This is a genomic window from Bacillus sp. ILBB4, from assembly GCF_035064545.1.
GTDB lineage: Bacteria > Bacillota > Bacilli > Bacillales > Bacillaceae_H > Priestia.
In genome coordinates this window covers 83,184-101,201 of record NZ_JAIQVD010000005.1, presented here as the reverse complement: position 1 = coordinate 101,201, position 18,018 = coordinate 83,184, and the positions used below count along the sequence as shown (strand labels likewise).

The 18,018-nt window shown below is 38.0% G+C and carries 19 protein-coding genes; 10 read left to right on the top strand and 9 right to left on the bottom strand.

Annotated elements, in window-relative coordinates:
• Positions 1-15: 15 nt before the first annotated feature.
• Both LAV82_RS21395 and LAV82_RS21390 read right to left on the bottom strand, forming a co-directional pair.
• Positions 16-1,323: an HD domain-containing protein gene (locus LAV82_RS21395; protein ID WP_013059849.1), complete on the bottom strand. Its 1,308-nt coding sequence runs from the start codon at positions 1,321-1,323 to the stop codon at positions 16-18.
• 193 nt (positions 1,324-1,516) lie between these two features.
• On the bottom strand, positions 1,517-1,741 hold the full coding sequence (locus LAV82_RS21390; RefSeq protein WP_013059850.1) for a YuzB family protein: 225 nt from the start codon (positions 1,739-1,741) through the stop codon (positions 1,517-1,519).
• Between the two features lie 201 nt (positions 1,742-1,942).
• On the opposite strand from LAV82_RS21390, the gene LAV82_RS21385 reads away from it, so the two are divergent.
• Complete coding sequence (locus LAV82_RS21385) at positions 1,943-2,617, top strand: RsfA family transcriptional regulator (RefSeq protein WP_029319426.1); 675 nt, start codon at positions 1,943-1,945, stop codon at positions 2,615-2,617.
• Between the two features lie 128 nt (positions 2,618-2,745).
• Positions 2,746-3,597, top strand: coding sequence for an octanoyl-[GcvH]:protein N-octanoyltransferase (lipL, locus tag LAV82_RS21380; protein WP_013059852.1), 852 nt, complete (start codon positions 2,746-2,748; stop codon positions 3,595-3,597).
• Between the two features lie 31 nt (positions 3,598-3,628).
• Here the strand turns inward: lipL and pta are convergent, their stop codons facing one another.
• Complete coding sequence (gene pta / locus LAV82_RS21375) at positions 3,629-4,600, bottom strand: phosphate acetyltransferase (RefSeq protein ID WP_013059853.1); 972 nt, start codon at positions 4,598-4,600, stop codon at positions 3,629-3,631.
• A gap of 276 nt (positions 4,601-4,876) precedes the next feature.
• On the opposite strand from pta, the gene hemQ reads away from it, so the two are divergent.
• The 3 genes from hemQ to gerQ all read left to right on the top strand — a co-directional run bounded on the left by hemQ (position 4,877) and on the right by gerQ (position 6,726).
• The gene (gene hemQ / locus LAV82_RS21370; protein WP_013059854.1) at positions 4,877-5,620 is read left to right on the top strand and encodes a hydrogen peroxide-dependent heme synthase; all 744 of its coding nucleotides are present in this window, start codon (positions 4,877-4,879) and stop codon (positions 5,618-5,620) included.
• 177 nt (positions 5,621-5,797) lie between these two features.
• Positions 5,798-6,220, top strand: a complete 423-nt coding sequence (locus LAV82_RS21365) for a cell wall hydrolase (protein ID WP_016765947.1) — start codon at positions 5,798-5,800, stop codon at positions 6,218-6,220.
• A 26-nt stretch (positions 6,221-6,246) separates the two neighbouring features.
• Positions 6,247-6,726, top strand: coding sequence for a spore coat protein GerQ (gene gerQ, locus LAV82_RS21360; RefSeq protein ID WP_013059855.1), 480 nt, complete (start codon positions 6,247-6,249; stop codon positions 6,724-6,726).
• Positions 6,727-6,750: 24 nt separating this feature from the next.
• On the opposite strand, the gene LAV82_RS21355 is transcribed toward gerQ, so the two are convergent.
• The 3 genes from LAV82_RS21355 to LAV82_RS21345 all read right to left on the bottom strand — a co-directional run bounded on the left by LAV82_RS21355 (position 6,751) and on the right by LAV82_RS21345 (position 8,233).
• Complete coding sequence (locus tag LAV82_RS21355) at positions 6,751-7,122, bottom strand: DUF423 domain-containing protein (protein ID WP_013059856.1); 372 nt, start codon at positions 7,120-7,122, stop codon at positions 6,751-6,753.
• Between the two features lie 15 nt (positions 7,123-7,137).
• The gene (locus LAV82_RS21350) at positions 7,138-7,443 is read right to left on the bottom strand and encodes a YwdI family protein (protein ID WP_223269014.1); all 306 of its coding nucleotides are present in this window, start codon (positions 7,441-7,443) and stop codon (positions 7,138-7,140) included.
• 115 nt (positions 7,444-7,558) lie between these two features.
• Positions 7,559-8,233, bottom strand: a complete 675-nt coding sequence (locus LAV82_RS21345) for a uracil-DNA glycosylase (RefSeq protein WP_057275270.1) — start codon at positions 8,231-8,233, stop codon at positions 7,559-7,561.
• A 177-nt stretch (positions 8,234-8,410) separates the two neighbouring features.
• Between LAV82_RS21345 and LAV82_RS21340 the strand changes: the two genes are divergently transcribed.
• Positions 8,411-8,857, top strand: coding sequence for a staygreen family protein (locus tag LAV82_RS21340; protein WP_063670726.1), 447 nt, complete (start codon positions 8,411-8,413; stop codon positions 8,855-8,857).
• A gap of 305 nt (positions 8,858-9,162) precedes the next feature.
• The gene (gene zwf, locus LAV82_RS21335) at positions 9,163-10,665 is read left to right on the top strand and encodes a glucose-6-phosphate dehydrogenase (RefSeq protein WP_013059860.1); all 1,503 of its coding nucleotides are present in this window, start codon (positions 9,163-9,165) and stop codon (positions 10,663-10,665) included.
• A gap of 42 nt (positions 10,666-10,707) precedes the next feature.
• Here the strand turns inward: zwf and gnd are convergent, their stop codons facing one another.
• Entirely contained in the window at positions 10,708-12,120 is a 1,413-nt protein-coding gene (gene gnd, locus LAV82_RS21330) for an NADP-dependent phosphogluconate dehydrogenase (RefSeq protein WP_499716861.1), read from the bottom strand.
• Between the two features lie 396 nt (positions 12,121-12,516).
• On the opposite strand from gnd, the gene LAV82_RS21325 reads away from it, so the two are divergent.
• Both LAV82_RS21325 and ald read left to right on the top strand, forming a co-directional pair.
• Positions 12,517-13,752 (top strand): PucR family transcriptional regulator, encoded by a 1,236-nt coding sequence (locus LAV82_RS21325; RefSeq protein ID WP_499716860.1) that lies wholly within the window; start codon positions 12,517-12,519, stop codon positions 13,750-13,752.
• 242 nt (positions 13,753-13,994) lie between these two features.
• Entirely contained in the window at positions 13,995-15,128 is a 1,134-nt protein-coding gene (gene ald, locus LAV82_RS21320) for an alanine dehydrogenase (RefSeq protein ID WP_013059863.1), read from the top strand.
• 62 nt (positions 15,129-15,190) lie between these two features.
• Here the strand turns inward: ald and LAV82_RS21315 are convergent, their stop codons facing one another.
• Positions 15,191-15,880, bottom strand: a complete 690-nt coding sequence (locus LAV82_RS21315; protein ID WP_235567489.1) for a hypothetical protein — start codon at positions 15,878-15,880, stop codon at positions 15,191-15,193.
• A gap of 364 nt (positions 15,881-16,244) precedes the next feature.
• Between LAV82_RS21315 and pdxK the strand changes: the two genes are divergently transcribed.
• Positions 16,245-17,069 (top strand): pyridoxine/pyridoxal/pyridoxamine kinase, encoded by an 825-nt coding sequence (gene pdxK / locus LAV82_RS21310; protein WP_013085513.1) that lies wholly within the window; start codon positions 16,245-16,247, stop codon positions 17,067-17,069.
• A gap of 33 nt (positions 17,070-17,102) precedes the next feature.
• On the opposite strand, the gene LAV82_RS21305 is transcribed toward pdxK, so the two are convergent.
• On the bottom strand, positions 17,103-17,972 hold the full coding sequence (locus LAV82_RS21305; RefSeq protein ID WP_013059866.1) for a Cof-type HAD-IIB family hydrolase: 870 nt from the start codon (positions 17,970-17,972) through the stop codon (positions 17,103-17,105).
• Positions 17,973-18,018: the final 46 nt, after the last annotated feature.

The window sequence follows — 18,018 nt, the reverse complement described above, 5'->3', positions numbered from 1 at the left end:
CAACTCCTATACTATTTAACTCTGATCTCCTTTTAGTAAGTTTATAATCTGATCTTTAACTTTTCGCTTAGACGACAATTGATCAATGAGATCTTGTGGAAAATATAATTTATGATCGGTTCTCTTTTTCCCTGAAATTGCTTCAACAATCTCCGACTGACGTGATAATTCACGCACTTCATTATTTGGCATCAACAGATGAATCGGCAAACGCTCTTCCTCTTCACCCGGTCGATAAAAATCGTATGGTAAGTCGCTTGAAGAATCGACGACTAAATAATAATCTGGATTAATGCCCGCTTTTTTAAATAATGTTGTAAGCTCCATCCACATCTTCATTTGTGAATTCGGATTAAACTCAATGTATTTAAAAAGCTGACGATTCATAAATCTTCGGCATAGATCAGATAAAATTTCATCCTCTTCTTCTTCCCACGCTTGAAAATAAAATAAAATAACAGATTCATCTAATTTCAAATACTCTTTTAGCGATATTTCTTCTTCAAAAATCGAATAAAAATGAGTTGGCTCCTGCTTAAACTCATAGTAATGATGATGGAGCTCTTTTGCACGATGTAAAATTTTTGTCAAAATCACTTCAGCACTTCTCGTAACAGGATGAAAATACACTTGCCAGTACATTTGATAGCGGCTCATAATATAATCTTCAACCGCATGCATACCGCTGTGTTTAATCACGGCTTGGTCTTCCCGAGGGCGCATAACACGCAGAATTCGTTCCATATCAAAATGACCGTAGCTTACTCCTGTGTAATACGCATCACGCTGCAAATAATCCATGCGATCTGCATCAATTTGACTGGAAATCAAACTAACGACAAGCTTATTTTCATATGTTTTCGCAATTACTTCAGCCACTTTTTTAGGAAAATCCTTTCCTACTTTCGTTAACACTTGATTTACCTCTGTGTCACCTACGATAATGGCTTGTGTAAATTCTTCATGGTCTAAGTGGAAAACCTTCTCAAACGAATGTGAAAACGGACCGTGACCTAAATCGTGCAGTAAAGCAGCACAAAGACAAAGAAGACGCTCATCTTCATTCCATTCAGGGCGTCCTTGAAAACCGTCATCAATAATACGGCGCACAATTTCATAAACACCTAAGGAATGACTAAAACGGCTGTGCTCAGCCCCATGAAACGTTAAGTATGTCGTTCCTAGCTGTCTAATACGACGCAGCCTTTGAAATTCGGCTGTCCCAATTAGCTCCCAAATAACACGATCTCTTACATGGATATAGCGGTGAACAGGATCTTTAAATACTTTTTCTTCACTGAGTTTTTCATTAGGATATGTCATTTACATACCTCTCTATCTTCACTTTGTTGTTGCTATAATTTTTCGACACTCACTTCCTATTTTCCTATTCAGAATAAAAAATCACCTTGTCAAGCAACCAAGGTGATTTACCTAACAAACAAGGCGATTCTGTTTGTAAGAAGCTCGTTCGACAAATAAGTAGCAGAAAAGCAGCTATTTATTGTTTCACTATCTATTTTTTTACTTTTTTCTCAATCTTCTCAATTAATTCATCCTCTGTTGGCGCTGCTACAGGACGGTTGTTTACAAATGCAAATGACTTTTTACGTCCGGGTCCACAGTAAGACTGGCAGCCGATTTGTACTTCAGCTTGTTCATCTATTTTTTTAAGTCGAGGTAACAACGTTTTGACGTTTGTTGCCTGACAATCATCACAAATTCTAAATTCATTTGCCATGTTGACACAATCCTTTCAAAATTGGTTCATCATTTTGTCTAAGGGGTATTTTACCCCTATTTGAAGTCCGATGCAAGTTAAAGAAGGAAGCAAAATCTATCATACTCCTAGAAGAAATGGTATAAAGTATGGATTTTTTGTACATGATGATACTACAAAACATGATTACTATGAGTCATGGAAAATAGAGGAGTGAACAAAGTGAAAGATAGACAAGATGCTTGGACAGAAGAAAACGACTTATTATTAGCTGAAACAGTATTGCGCCATGTCCGCGAAGGAAGTACGCAGCTGAATGCGTTTGAAGAAGTTGGAGATGAATTAAATCGCACTTCAGCAGCATGTGGATTCAGATGGAATGCTGTGGTACGCCATCAGTATGAAAAAGCACTTCAGCTAGCCAAAAAACAGCGAAAACAGCGCATGCGTGCACTTGGACAAGAGCAAGGCAAAAAGAAATTATTATATACGCCACCAGCATCTGTAGAGCATGTGGAACAAATGATGTCTGCACCTACAGCAACATATAGCTTATCTGAAACACAAGTAGAAAAAAGCAGCAGTGAAGAGCTTTCAATGGCTGACGTTATTCGCTTTTTGCAAACAATGCCAAATCAAGCGAGCAATTTACAAGCATTGCAAAGCGAAAACAAACGCTTGATGCAAGAAAATACAGAATTAGCTAAGAAAAACACAGAGTTGGAAAAACAAATCAAACATCTCGAGGCAAATGCTACTACTATTCAAGAAGACTATGAAACATTAATGCAAATCATGAACCGTGCGCGAAAGTTAGCTCTATTCGATGAAGAAGAACGTTCTTCTACTACATTTAAAATGGATCGTAACGGAAATCTTGAGAAAATGGCTGAATAAGCTACACGAACGAAGAAAGAAGGATGTCAAACTTGGCTCTTCTTTCTTCTTTTTCTATTTTACAGCCAATGACACGACGCCTTTATGCTATAATATGTTCGTTTACTGTTTATAAAGGGGTTTGAGATATGCAGCAGAATAGTTTGAAGCTTTTGGCACAGCCCGCTTGGCGTATTATTGATCAATCCAGTCTAGGTCCTCATTTTGATGCCCGTCATTCTTTTGCCATCGATGACACGCTTTGTACAACCGTTGGAAGAGGTGAATCTCCAGCTGTCATGCGCTCATGGGTGCATCACGATACGATTGTATTAGGCATCCAAGATACAAAGCTCCCTCATTTAGCTGAAGGTGCAGCTTATTTACATGAACAAGGATATAAAACAATCGTCCGCAATTCAGGCGGCCTCGCTGTCGTACTTGATCAGGATGTTCTAAACATTTCTTTAATTTTTCCTGATGCAGAAAAAGGAATTGATATTGATCGTGGATATGAAGCCATGTTTGATTTGATTAAGGTCATGTTTGCATCTTACGGGACAGCAATTGAAGCGAAGGAAATCGTAGGCTCTTATTGTCCCGGCAGCTTCGATTTAAGCATTCGCAATCAAAAGTTTGCAGGCATTTCACAGCGACGCGTTCGCGGCGGAGTGGCTGTACAAATTTACTTATGCGTTAAAGGAAGCGGTTCTAAGCGTGCTTCTCTCATTCAAGAGTTTTACAAAAAAGGTCTCCAAAACACGGAAACTAAATTTTCATACCCAGATATCGAGCCTCACACAATGGCTTCTCTATCTGAACTATTACAGATTGAGTTAACTGTATCTGATGTCATGCTGCTTTTATTGCAAACACTGAATAGTATGAGCTCTTCTCTTGTAAATATGCCTTTAAATGCTACTGAACAAGAGCTGTTTGAGACGCAGCTGCAGCGCATGTATGACCGCAACGAAAAAGCATTAGGTTCATTAGCCGAATAAAAAAACTCCGCCCTAGGACGGAGTTTTTTTATTACAATGCTTGAGCTGCTGTGATTAAAGCAAGCTTGTACACATCTTCTTCGTTACAACCGCGAGATAGATCGTTTACTGGTTTGTTTAGACCTTGTAAGATTGGACCTACTGCTTCGAAGTTTCCTAGGCGCTGTGCAATTTTGTAACCAATGTTACCTGCTTCAAGGCTTGGGAATACAAATACATTTGCATCTCCTTTAATCACTGAACCTGGTGCTTTCTTTTCAGCTACAGAAGGAACAAATGCTGCATCGAATTGGAATTCGCCGTCTAATGTTACGCTTGGTGCTAATTCTTTTGCAATTTCTACTGCGTTTGCTACTTTTTCTGTTTCCGGAGATTTTGCTGATCCTTTTGTTGAGAAGCTTAGCATAGCAACACGAGGATCAATATCGAACATTTCAGCTGTACGAGCACTTTCGATAGCAATTTCAGCTAAATCTTGGCTATCAGGTGAAATATTGATTGCACAGTCAGCAAATACGTATTTTTGATCGCCACGAACCATGATAAATACGCCAGATGTTTTCTTAACACCTTGTCTTGTTTTGATAATTTGTAGAGCAGGTCGCACTGTGTCTGCTGTAGAATGAGCGGCTCCGCTTACAAGACCGTCCGCTTTGTTCATATGAACAAGCATTGTGCCAAAATAATTTTCATCTAATAAAATTTTGCGAGCATCTTCTTCTGTTGCCTTACCTTTACGACGCTCAACAAATGCTGCCACCATTTCATCAAATTCAGAGTAGCTTTGAGGATCTAAAACCTCAACACCGTCTAATTTTACGTTTAGTTCTGCTGCTTTTGATGCTACAGCGTCTTTGTTTCCAACAACGATAGGCTTTAAGATATTGTCGGCAGCTAAACGAGAAACAGCACCTAATACGCGCTCATCTAATCCCTCTGGGAATACGATTGATACATCGCTAGCTGATACTTTTTGTTTTAAACCTGTAAATAAATCACTCAAAGTAAATCCTCCTCGATATGTAAAAAACTTTTCTCATAATAGGATACTCCACTTTTTTTAAAAATCAAAGGCATGTCCTTCAAGAATCCATGATTACAAAAAAGTCTTTTAATTCTTAATTTTCCGCTAACACCTAAAATAAAACCTGTTTTTACTTTGCGACAATTGTTTAAAGTTTAGTCACAAAATCACAGGTTTTTCATTCCAGTTCTTCGGACAAACTATGATATAGTAGAATTGGAATTTATCATAATCGGACAATAGGAGTGAAACGAAATGGCAGAAGCAGCACAAACATTAGACGGTTGGTATGCACTTCATGATTTCCGTTCAATCGATTGGGGCGCTTGGAAGCAGTTATCAAGCGACGATCGCCAAGCGGCCATCCATGAATTTTTAGGTTTGATTGAGAAATGGAAAGGAACTGAAGCTGAGAAGCAAGGCAGCCATGCTTTATATACCATTGTCGGCCAAAAAGCAGACTTTATGCTAATGCTTGTTCGTCCTACTATGGAAGAACTAAATGAAATTGAAACAGAATTTAATAAAACAAAGCTTGCTGAGTTTACCATTCCTACTTATTCATACGTATCAGTAGTTGAGTTAAGCAACTACTTACCTGCTGGGGAGGATCCTTATGAAAATCCTCAAATCCAAGCTAGACTATATCCAACTTTACCAAAAGCTAGTCATGTTTGCTTTTATCCAATGGATAAACGTCGTCAAGGAAATGACAATTGGTACATGCTTCCTATGGAAGAACGCCGCAGCTTAATGCGCAGTCATGGAATGATTGGACGTCAATACGCTGGAAAAGTAAAGCAAATCATTACGGGTTCTGTTGGTTTTGATGATTATGAGTGGGGCGTTACTCTTTTTGCAGATGACGTACTTCAATTTAAAAAATTAGTATACGAAATGCGTTTTGACGAAGTAAGTGCTCGCTACGGGGAATTTGGCAGCTTCTTTGTCGGAAATTTATTAAAAGAAGAAGCTATTGCACGTTTTTTACACGTTTAAACTAAGCCGCAAAAGCGCTCATCGCTTTTGTAACGCCTAGAGCAATAAATATCAATGAGCTTTATCTAAAAAACCTGTTTCCAAGTGGAAACAGGTTTTTTATTTTCTAGCCATGGCATATTCGCACTTACAGGACCATATATATACAACAGTGTCACAAGTAAGCGAGGTGGGATAATGGCAGTCGTTGCACACAACGAAGAAGATGTTAAGCTCCTAGCCAGACTCATTCGAGCTGAAGCTGAAAGTGAAGGAAAACAAGGGATGTTACTGGTAGGAAATGTAGGCGTGAACCGCGCTAAAGCTCCCTGTTTAGATTTTAGAAATATAAGAACCATTCGTCAGATGGTGTTTCAAAACCCAGGCGGATTTGAAGCAACTCAAAAAGGCTACTTTTATCAGCGTGCCCGCCAGTCTGAAATTACACTTGCACGACGTGTATTAAGAGGGGAACGTTTTAACCCCGCGGAAAACTCACTGTGGTTTTTCAAGCCCAGCGGCGACTGTCCTGCTCAATGGTATAACCAAAATAACACAGGACGATTTAAATCTCACTGTTTCTTTGCACCAACTCAAGCTGATTGTCCAGGAGTTTACTAATTTCTTTTTGTTTGAAGGAGGTTCCTATGAAAAAACCAAAGTCTAATCAACCGCAACAGCAATATATGCAAAATCCGTATATGAGTCCAAACTACCCTTATTATATGCCTCAGCCGCAGCAGCCCCAGCCAGGCGGCCAGCAGGTTCAAGGGCAAAGCCAAGGAGGTCCGCCCCCTACCTCTTCTGGAGGCAGTGGTGCCCCGCAAGACCCAAATCAACTGCCCATTGAAGAATCATATATTGAAAATATTTTACGTTTAAATCGAGGAAAAATAGCGACTGTATATATGACGTTTGAAAATAATACGCAGTGGAACGCGAAAGTCTTTAGAGGGGAAATTGAAGCAGCCGGACGCGATCATATCATTTTAAGTGATCCACAAACTGGCACTCGTTATTTACTGCTTATGGTTTATCTCGATTACATCACTTTTGAGGGTCCAATCAAATATAATTATCCGTTTAGCGGTGGAGGCCAGCAGTTGAGCAATTATTCTCCGCGTTAAAAAAACCCCTTTTCAGGGGTTTTTTTATAGCCATTTTACAGCTGCAACAACAATTAAAATCCAAGCCACGATAAACGCAACTCCACCTAGCGGAGTAATCGCGCCGAGAACTTTAATACCGGACGTACTTAATACATAGAGACTGCCTGAAAACAGCACAATCCCCGCGAACATAATCCAGCCCGAAGCTGTTAACAAAGAAGATTGAGGAAATTTGCTTAATAGAAACGCAATGACAAACAGCCCCATTGCATGGAACATTTGGTACTGCACTCCCGTTTTCCATACCTCTAAATACTTCTCTGAAATTTTCCCTTCTAACCCGTGTGCTCCAAAAGCACCAAGAGCAACCGCTAACATCGCATTGATTGCACCGATTATTAAAAATAGTTTCATGTTTTTCTCCTCACTTTAGAAATCAAACAGACTATCGCCATTTGCATCATCTGATTTCAATTTCGTTCCCTCAAAATTAGGTTTGGATGACTGAATAATCTGTTGCTGCATAATCTCAGGAGATTGCATCATTTCCGGTGAAGACATTACAACAGGCTTTGAAACCGAGACAGGTTTCGATACTGAAACCTCTCCATTTTGATCTAATGCAAGCTCACACAGTGCTTTTATGGCAACCAATTGATCTCGAACGTTCGCACTATTCGAATGGTGCTTTGCTTTTTGTACTTCTGCACTAATTTTATCAAGGAGCTGCGCCATTTTTATATCCATGTAGACACCTCATCTTACATTCAATATGACTTTATACAGCTATTTTATCAAAAGATGAAATAGGAGGCTATGTCTGAAGCTAATCTTCATGAAATGCTCACTTTTACACATCGTCAATTTGCCAATCAATGGATTGACGTCCGTATTGGAGCAAAAACTCATTTGCTCGTTGAAAGTGATTATTGCCAAAAAAGCCTCGATTAGCCGAAAACGGGCTAGGGTGCGGGCTTTCCAAAATTAAATGGTGCGAATGGTGAATAAGCTCTTTTTTAGCTTGTGCATGCTTGCCCCACAGCAAAAACACAACTGGCTCCTCTTTTTGTGCCACTAATTCAATAATACGGTCCGTCAGCTGCTCCCACCCTTTTCCTTTGTGAGAGTTCGCTTCTCCTCTTCTAACCGTTAAAACAGTGTTAAGCAAAAGAACGCCTTGTTCTGCCCATTTGACTAAATAACCGTTATTCGGAATGTGATAATCCATTTCATTTTTCAGCTCTTTGTAAATATTCACTAAAGAAGGCGGTGTTTTTACTCCTGGTTGAACAGAGAAGCTCAGTCCATGCGCTTGATTTGGTCCATGATAAGGATCTTGTCCCAATATGACCACTTTTACATTTTTATAATCCGTATAGTGTAAAGCATTAAAAATATCATATTTATCAGGGTAAATGGTGTGGTGATTATATTCATCCACTAAGAATTCTCGAAGCTGTATGTAATAGTCTTTTTGAAATTCTTCTTCTAATAAAGGAGCCCAGTCATTTTTTAAAATACTCATTGCTTATCACCTCATAATAATCTTTTCTGTTATTTTATCGTAAACTCTGCCCCCTGCTCAAACGTGGCCTGCTTTAAATATGCTGAGAGCCTGGGCATATTTTAATATTGTCATGTTCAATGAAACTTTGTATACACTTATAAAGAGTGTATTTTTATATTAAAGGAGGGATTCCATATGATCATCAGCAATCCCCACCAAATAGACGTAACCTACAGCCTGGGTGTTACACCCGTTGAACCGATGATACCAAGAAAATACACCGTTTTCCCAGGTCAACACACTTCTGTTCCTTCCATTCAAATCGGCATTGAATTTGCCTACGATCATATGCAAAAAGAGCGGAACGAATATTTAGCATCCTTCGTCTTTGATAAAGGTTTTTATTCCCTTACTGTGTATTATTATATCGGTGCACATACATCAACAGATGGAACCATTACACGCTACCTTCACTTTTTAGAACAGCTCCCTGTCATTCTATCGTCCATCTATCACGCTGATGCTTCTTTTTTCGAAAAACATCCACTTTTAATGCACTGTCCTATTTTTATCATCGCCGATAGCCCTGACTTGCCATTTTCAACAAAAAAATCTATCGGTTCCCTGTATCAATATAAATAAATGAGAAAAGCTACTGTTAAAATAACGGTAGCTTTTTCTCCGTATTCGAAACAAAATACTTTTAAACTTGTTAAAAACATGGAATAATAACTACAAATTGTTTTAATCTATTTGCGTTAACCCTTTAAAATCGTTACAATTTATTAGTAGTTCTATACATAAAGGAAAAGGTAAACAAGCAATCATTCGTTTGTTTATAAAGGCCGAGTTTAACGGGCAATGAATCCCCAGATTTCATTTAAGTGTTGTCTGTTAAAGCGGAAAAAAATTGAACGTAACTACGACAAAGTGAGGTCCTAGAAGTAATGACAAATGTACAACCAAAATCCATTATCGTAATTTTTGGCGCTACAGGTGATTTAGCAAAACGTAAGTTATTCCCCTCTATTTTCCGCTTATATAAAGCGAACAAACTATCGGAAGATTTCGCTGTTGTTGGTGTCGCAAGAAGACCTTGGACTAACGACGAATTACGCGAAAATGTAAAAAAATCAGTGAGCAGTTTCAAAAACAGTGACGCTGACATTGAAAAGTTTGCTTCACATTTTTATTACCAACCGTTTGACGTAACAGATGTCGCTTCTTATCAAGAATTAAAAAGCCTAACAGAAAGCCTTGATGAGCAATACAACGTGCCTGGAAATCGTATTTTCTATCTAGCAATGGCACCTGAATTTTTCGGAACAATTGCTTCGAATTTAAAAAATGAAGGTTTAACACAAACAGACGGTTGGAGTCGCCTAGTCATTGAAAAGCCATTTGGCCATGATTATCCTTCTGCTAAAGAACTAAATGAACAAATTCGCCATGCATTTAAGGAAGATCAAATTTATCGTATCGACCACTACCTCGGTAAAGAAATGGTGCAAAATATCGAAGTTATCCGTTTTGCAAATGCTCTATTTGAACCGATGTGGAACAACCAATACATTTCAAACATCCAAATTACGTCTAGCGAGACGCTTGGTGTAGAAGACCGTGGCCGTTACTATGAATCTTCAGGTGCCCTTCGAGATATGGTACAAAACCATATGCTTCAAATGGTGGCCCTGCTTGCAATGGAACCGCCAATTAAATTAACACCGGAAGAAATTCGCAGTGAAAAAGTAAAAGTATTGCGTGCTCTTCGCTCTTTATCAGTAGATGAAGTGGATGATTATTTTGTACGAGGCCAATACGGCAAAGGTGTACTTGAAGGAGAAGAAGTGATCGGCTATCGCGAAGGAAACTCGGTTGATCCTGAGTCTAATACCGCTACATTTGTATCTGGTAAGCTTATGATTGATAACTTCAGATGGGCTGGCGTACCAATTTATATCCGTACAGGTAAACGCATGAAAGAAAAAGCAACGACAATTGTTGTACAGTTCAAAGACTTACCAATGAACCTGTACTTCAATAAAGATAAAGAAATTCACCCAAACCTGCTTGTCATTCATATTCAACCGGAAGAAGGCATTACGCTTCACTTAAACGCGCGTAAAACGCCGGGTGCAACATCGTCCACACCAATTAACTTGAACTATTGCAATAACTGTGGAGATAAAATGAATACACCGGAAGCTTATGAGCGCCTTATTTATGATTGCATGCTTGGAGATGCAACGAACTTTACTCACTGGGATGAAGTAGCCCTTTCTTGGAAGTTTGTTGATACCATTTCAGAAGCATGGGAAAGCACAAAAGCACAAAACTTCCCGAACTACGAATCAGGTTCAATGGGACCAAAAGAATCAGATGCATTGCTTGCTGAAGACGGTTTTCACTGGTGGCCAGTCGGCGAAGACAACTTCTCACCTAAAGAGTAAATAAAAAAAGCAGCTGTAGTATACAGCTGCTTTTCTTGTTTTTTATTTTAACCACTCAGTATGGAATACGCCCTCTTTATCAACACGTTGATATGTGTGAGCTCCGAAGTAGTCACGTTGCGCTTGTAAAAGGTTCGCTGGTAACGTTTCTGTACGGTAGCTGTCATAGTAAGCTAATGCACTTGAGAAACTTGGTACAGGAATACCTTGTTTAACCGCAATTGAAATAACTTCACGAAGAGCCGACTGATAGCCTTCTACGATATCCTTGAAGTATGGGTCTAATAATAAGTTTGTTAGATCTGCATCGCGATCGTAAGCTTCTTTAATTTTTTGTAAGAATTGTGCACGGATGATACAACCACCACGGAAGATCATTGCAATATCACCGTACTGTAAATTCCAGTCATATTCTTCAGAAGCTGCTTTCATTTGAGCAAACCCTTGCGCATATGAACAAATTTTACTCATGTACAATGCTTTACGGATTGCTTCTACTAATTCGGTTTTATCACCTTCAAATGCAGCTGCATTTGGACCGCTCAATACTTTGCTTGCTTTTACACGTTCTTCTTTCATAGCTGAAATAAAGCGCGCAAATACAGATTCCGTAATGATTGGTAGTGGTACACCTAAATCAAGCGCACTTTGGCTTGTCCATTTACCTGTACCCTTTTGACCTGCAGTGTCTAAAATAACGTCTACAAGTGCTTTACCTGTTTCTTCATCTTTTTTCGTAAAGATATCAGCTGTGATTTCAATTAAGTAGCTATCTAGCTCGCCTTTATTCCATTCAGCAAATACTTCATGTAGTTCATCTGTTTCTAAACCTAATACGTTTTTCATAATGAAGTATGCTTCACAAATTAACTGCATATCGCCGTACTCGATGCCGTTATGAACCATTTTTACGTAGTGACCTGCACCATTTGGTCCAATGTATGTGCAGCAATCATCGCCTTCAACTTTCGCTGAAATAGCTGTTAAGATTGGGTTTACAAGTTCATATGCTTCTTTTTGTCCGCCAGGCATGATTGAAGGTCCTTTTAATGCACCTTCTTCTCCGCCGGATACGCCTGTACCGATGAAATGGATACCTAATTCTTCTAGCTCTTTGTTACGACGAATTGTATCCTGGAAGAATGTATTTCCGCCATCGATTAAAATGTCGCCTTTTTCTAAGTATGGTTTTAACGAATCAATTGTTGCATCTGTAGCAGCACCAGCTTTAACCATTAATAAAATTTTACGCGGTTTTTCAAGAGAATTAATAAACTCTTCCACACTGTATGTACCTGCAAAATTTTTACCTTCTGCTTCTGTTTTTAGGAACTCTTCTGTCTTTTCAGGAGAGCGGTTATAAACTGAAACAGAATAGCCTCTGCTCTCAATGTTTAGCGCCAAGTTTTTCCCCATAACCGCTAAACCGATAACACCGATTTGTTGTTTTGCCATGTTAAATTCTTCCCTTCATGTGTAATATGAATTGGTCAACCTAATCGTAACTGAACATATCATAAAGAAAGTTACAGATTCAAGTTTGATATAACCATAATCATACGTTTTATTATACACATTTGAAAAGAATCATGCTCACCGAACATTGATTATTTTGAAGAAAATTTCGATAAAATAAGCGAAATGAACGCAGTTACTAATCATCCGTACATTCTTAACTACCTTTAGACGCATTTTAACATTTTCTTAAACAATTACTTTTGTTAAAATATTAAGCAGTTAATCATTTCAATGAATTAATGATCAACACGGTTGTTACCGTTTTACTATATTTATTGCAGCTAAAAAAGCTGTACTAGTACTTATTTTGTTTTATGAAGAGGGATTTTATATATGACGAAACCAATCAAAGATCCGTTCAAGGAAAATTTTGATACGCTTGAAGAATTCGCTGATCGCATTAGCGAAGTATTGAACTGTCCTATTACCATTGAAGATGCTAATCATCGCTTATTAGCTTATAGCACCCATGATGAAAGAACGGACCAGGCGCGTATTGCCACGATTATTGGAAGAAGAGTTCCGGAAAAAGTCATCAACAACTTATGGAAAGAAGGCATTATTCCTAAACTGCTTGAGACAAATGAACCTGTGCGTGTGAAAAATATAAATGAAATTGGACTTGGAGATCGTATAGCTATTTCCATCTGGAAAAATGAAGAAGTTCTAGGATTCATCTGGGCTGTTGAAATTGAGAAAGCCTTAGGCAACGAAGAAGTAGAGCTATTAAAAAAAGCTGCGAATGTATTAAAAAATAAATTGCTACAGCTTCAAATTCGAAAGTATAAACGAGAGGAACGTTCACAGGAATTCTTCTGGAAATTATTAACTGGTCACATTAAGTCTCGCCAGGAAATTTCAGAAGCGTTTTATGAAGCTCAAATTACAGCTCCATCAACGTTTTCCATTGCTATCTTCCGCTTCCAAGAAGATATTACGCCTGAAGCTGAACGTCAAATCTCGTATATGCTAAAAACGATGCATCGCTTGAAAATCGTTCTTTATACGATTGATTGCAATGACTTAATCTTACTGCTTTCTTTGGATGCGGTTGAAAACCCTCTTGATGAACAGCGAGATTTTGCAGACTATTTTAGAGGCAACATGTATGAACGCTTTGATGTTACTCAAATTAAAGCCAGCTGCAGCAGTATTTATTCATCGCACGATCATATCGAAAAAAGTTATAAAGAAGCCTTGAACGTATTAGATATGAAAAGTAAGTTTCCAGAAGAAACGAAAGAGATTATTAACTATCAGGAATTAGGTATTTATCAATTTCTTGATGTTATTTTAGAGAAGCGCGTGCAAGATCAATTTGAAAACCATTCTTTAAAGAAGCTAACTAATTACGATCTTCGTCATAATAGCAACTTGGTGGAGACTCTCGAAGTATTTTTAAATAATGATAATAACATTAACGAAGCAGCAAAAGAATTAAATGTGCATATGAATACACTTAGCTATCGATTAAAGCGAATTTCAGAGATTGGTGATATTAACTTAAAGGACGTTAATCAAAAAATGACTCTTTATATTGATATTAAGTTAATGAAATATAAAAAATAACAGATAATGTAACTTCTTTTAACATTGAGCTATTCGTTTATTAGAAAATAAATGAATAGCTCTTTTTATTCCCTTATGATGTTAGATATCCTTACATAAAAATTAAAAATTCTAGTAAGTAAGCGTTTACATTTGTGTGTTTAAACAAAAACCACTTCTTCAATTCTTCTTTCTAGACAAAGAAATTTCATAAAACTTTCTTTATACTAAAGGTACACAAACGACCAAGGGGGAAATTAATCATGATTATTGGCGTACCAAAAGAAATCAAAAACAACGAAAACCGAGTAGCGATTACACCAGCAGGCGTAGCATCATTTGTTGGTACAGGTCATCGTGTATTAATTGAAAATGAAGCGGGTATTGGAAGTAACTTCACAAACGAAGATTATGTAAAAGCTGGAGCTGAAATTGTTGAGACAGCAGCTGACGTTTGGGCACAAGCTGAAATGGTTATGAAAGTAAAAGAACCACTAGCAAGTGAATACGGCTATTTTAGACCAGGTCTTATCTTATTCACATACCTTCACCTAGCAGCTGAACCAGCACTAGCAAAAGCATTAAAAGATAGCGGCGTAACAGCCATTGCTTATGAAACAGTAGCAGTAAATCGTACATTGCCTCTATTAACACCTATGAGTGAAGTAGCAGGACGTATGGCTGCTCAAATCGGTGCTCAATTCCTTCAAAAATCAAACGGCGGAAAAGGAATTTTATTAGCGGGTGTTCCTGGAGTTAGCCGCGGAAAAGTAACGATTATCGGAGGCGGCGGCGTTGGTACAAATGCTGCAAAAATCGCAATCGGTCTCGGTGCTGATGTAACAATTATTGATTTAAGTCCTGAACGCCTACGTCAATTAGACGATATCTTTGGCAACCAAATCAATACGCTAGTGTCAAATCCTTACAATATTGCGGATGCAGTAGCAGAGTCAGATTTAGTGATTGGCGCAGTATTAATCCCAGGTGCAAAAGCTCCAAAACTAGTAACAGAAGAAATGGTGAAAACAATGAAGCCAGGTTCTGTTATTGTTGACGTAGCAATCGACCAAGGTGGTATCGTTGAAACAATCGACCACATTACAACACACGATCAGCCGACTTATGAAAAGCACGGGGTTGTACACTATGCAGTTGCAAACATGCCGGGAGCAGTTCCTCGCACATCAACAATTGCTTTAACAAACGTAACCGTACCTTACGCACTTCAAATTGCTTCTAAAGGTGTTCACAAAGCAATCGCTCAAAACGAAGCGTTAAAATTAGGAGTGAACGTTGCAAACGGAGCCATTACGTACGAAGCAGTTGCACATGATTTAGGTTATGATTATGTGTCAGTAGACGTAGCTCTTGAAAAAGAATTAGCTTCTATCTAATAAATAGTGAAAAACGTCCTTAACCCGCTGTTAAGGGCGTTTTTATTTTGCATGAACAACAATTAGCTATAAAAAACACGACTATTTAAAGCTTTGTGTATCTGTTCACTGGTAATCTCCGGTACTATTGGCCAGAATTCAGGAGTAGGAAACATAAGGTTACTAGGCGTTCTATTATGATTTCCATCTAGTTCATGAAAAGGTTCTGGATCATCCGTCTCGTTAAAACGATTCGTAATAAACATAAAATGACCCAATTCATGTGCGAGAAGATACTCATCTGTACTTGCATTTGTCATAATAATAAGCGGAAAAGAATTATAAGTTACAGCGAGAGTAGATGAATAATCAAAATTAACAGGCCCAAATCTATTTCCATTCATGTAAAATACATACACATCAGCATTTTGACAAACTTTTCGGCCAGTTTTAAGCATTGCTTGTACCATTGTAAGATGACTAGACCCTCCAATTGGAAAATTTTCCGCATTACTAACAATGCCACTGATGTTTTCCAAAAAAACAACTGAACGTGTAATAGTAAATGTAACACCTTGGATTAATCGGTTTTTCTCATATTGTTTCCATATTTTATTAGCAGCCGCTATGTCTCTTTTTACACGATTGGGAACTATAGACTGATTATCTGTGGAGTTTCTATCAACTTTAGCTCCTGGTAATACAATTATACAAACATTTAAAGTGCCTGCCTTAACAGTTCGGAAGTGATCGTTTGTTAAATTTGAATTCATATAATAATCTTTGTGGTTTTTTTTGCGAGGTTGTGATTTATTGAAAGAATACGAATCGTCTTTATAACTGTCATGATTAGAATGTTTTTTTATGTGAATCACCCTTTCTTAAGTTTCTCTTTATTTTATTCATGAAAAGAAAGAGTGCTTGGACCATAAGTTAAAAGAGGCTAAGACAAAAGTATACACTTAGGATTCATACAGTTTTTAGAAATTGAATATCTACATTAAAAGCGATAAAATAAAAGAAAAAGTGAAAAGTGAATGGAAGAAATTTATCTAAAACACATTGGGCAGCTAAAAACCGACCGGTGGAAGTTTTACTCTATTTTCTCTATGAACTTAAAATACGGGAGGATTTTTTATGACAATGAATAAAGCATTAACCATTGCGGGTTCTGACAGCAGCGGCGGAGCTGGCATTCAAGCAGATTTAAAAACATTCCAAGAACTAGGTGTTTACGGAATGACAGCTTTAACAACAATTGTAACAATGGATCCCGATAACAGCTGGTCTCATAACGTATTTCCACAAGAAGTTTCAACTGTTGAGCAGCAGTTGAAAACAATTGTAAAAGGCGTAGGCGTACAAGCTCTAAAAACAGGTATGCTTGGCTCAGTGGAAATTATTGAGCTAGCCGCAAAAACAATTGAAGAATATGGTTTAAAAAATGTCGTAGTAGATCCTGTGATGGTATGTAAGGGAGAGGACGAAGCGCTTCACCCCGAAACAACTGTCAGCTTGCGTGATGTACTAGTTCCAAAAGCAACAGTCGTAACGCCTAACTTATTTGAAGCTAGTCAATTAAGCGGACTTGGTCCTATCAAAACGGTGGATAAAATGAAAGAAGCAGCCGTCAAAATTTTTGACCTTGGTGCCGAATATGTATTGATTAAAGGCGGAAGTAAATTGGCGCATGAAAAAGCAATCGATTTGCTTTATGATGGAAAGACGTTTGAGATCTTAGAGTCTGAACGTATTGAAACGACATTTACGCACGGTGCTGGATGCACATACTCAGCTGCGATTGCCGCTGAATTGGCAAAAGGCAGTGACGTCAAACAAGCTATTTATACAGCAAAAGAATTTATTACAGAAGCAATTCGTCATTCGTTTGCTTTAAATCAATATGTTGGACCAACAAACCACGGTGCATACCGTCGTAACAAGGAGAAAGTAACAAACTAAAAAGCATGCCTAAAGGCATGCTTTTTAGTTTGCTTATTGTTTAACTGTTTCAAGCGCATTTAAAATAGCTTGAGCTACGCCGTGCTCGTCATTTGTTCCTGTTACGATATGGGCAAATTCTTTAATTTCTTGAGGGGCATTCCCCATCGCTACAGCACGTCCAACTCGCTGAAACATCGATACGTCGTTATAATTGTCTCCAATGGCCATCGTTTCTTCTAAAGAAATATGGCGCTCTTGAACAAATGATGTAACTGCAATTCCTTTTTGAGCATTTTCATCATTTATTTCAATATTTTCTTTACCAGATGCACTGACTGCAATCGAATCTAACTTCACAAGTTCTATTTTTGCCTGTTCTAACTTTTCTTCGTCAAAAGAGAAAGCAAGCAGCTTATAAATGTCCTTGTTTGGATCTTGAAACAACGCTTCATACTCTTCAATAAGCTTTACTCTGCCGCTATTGAAACGCTCTTTTGCCGCTTCTAACGATTTTTCATAATTATCTTTTAAGCTAGCGCTTAAATAAATATCCATTAATACCGACAAAGCTTTTTCATAGTCATTTGAATACGTACCTTCACTTGTATAGACTTCAAAGTACAACTGAAACTTCTTAAAAATATTTTCTACTTCGCGAATAGATTCCATCGTCATGCCTACTGAATATTGTTTTTCCCCTTGTGGATTCCGAAGCTCTGCTCCGTTTGCACAAATTAAATATGTATGAAGTCCTGCTTCTTCTAAAACATAACGGGCCTCTTCATAAGAACGTCCCGTAGCAATAACAACTTCCACCCCTGCCTTTTGAGCTGTCTTAATCGCTTGGGCATTTTCTTTACTTACAACTTGTTCACTATTTACTAAAGTTCCATCCATATCGATCGCAATACATTTAATCATGATGTACCCCTTCCTATGTATCTTTGCTCTCTTATTTTATTCTAGC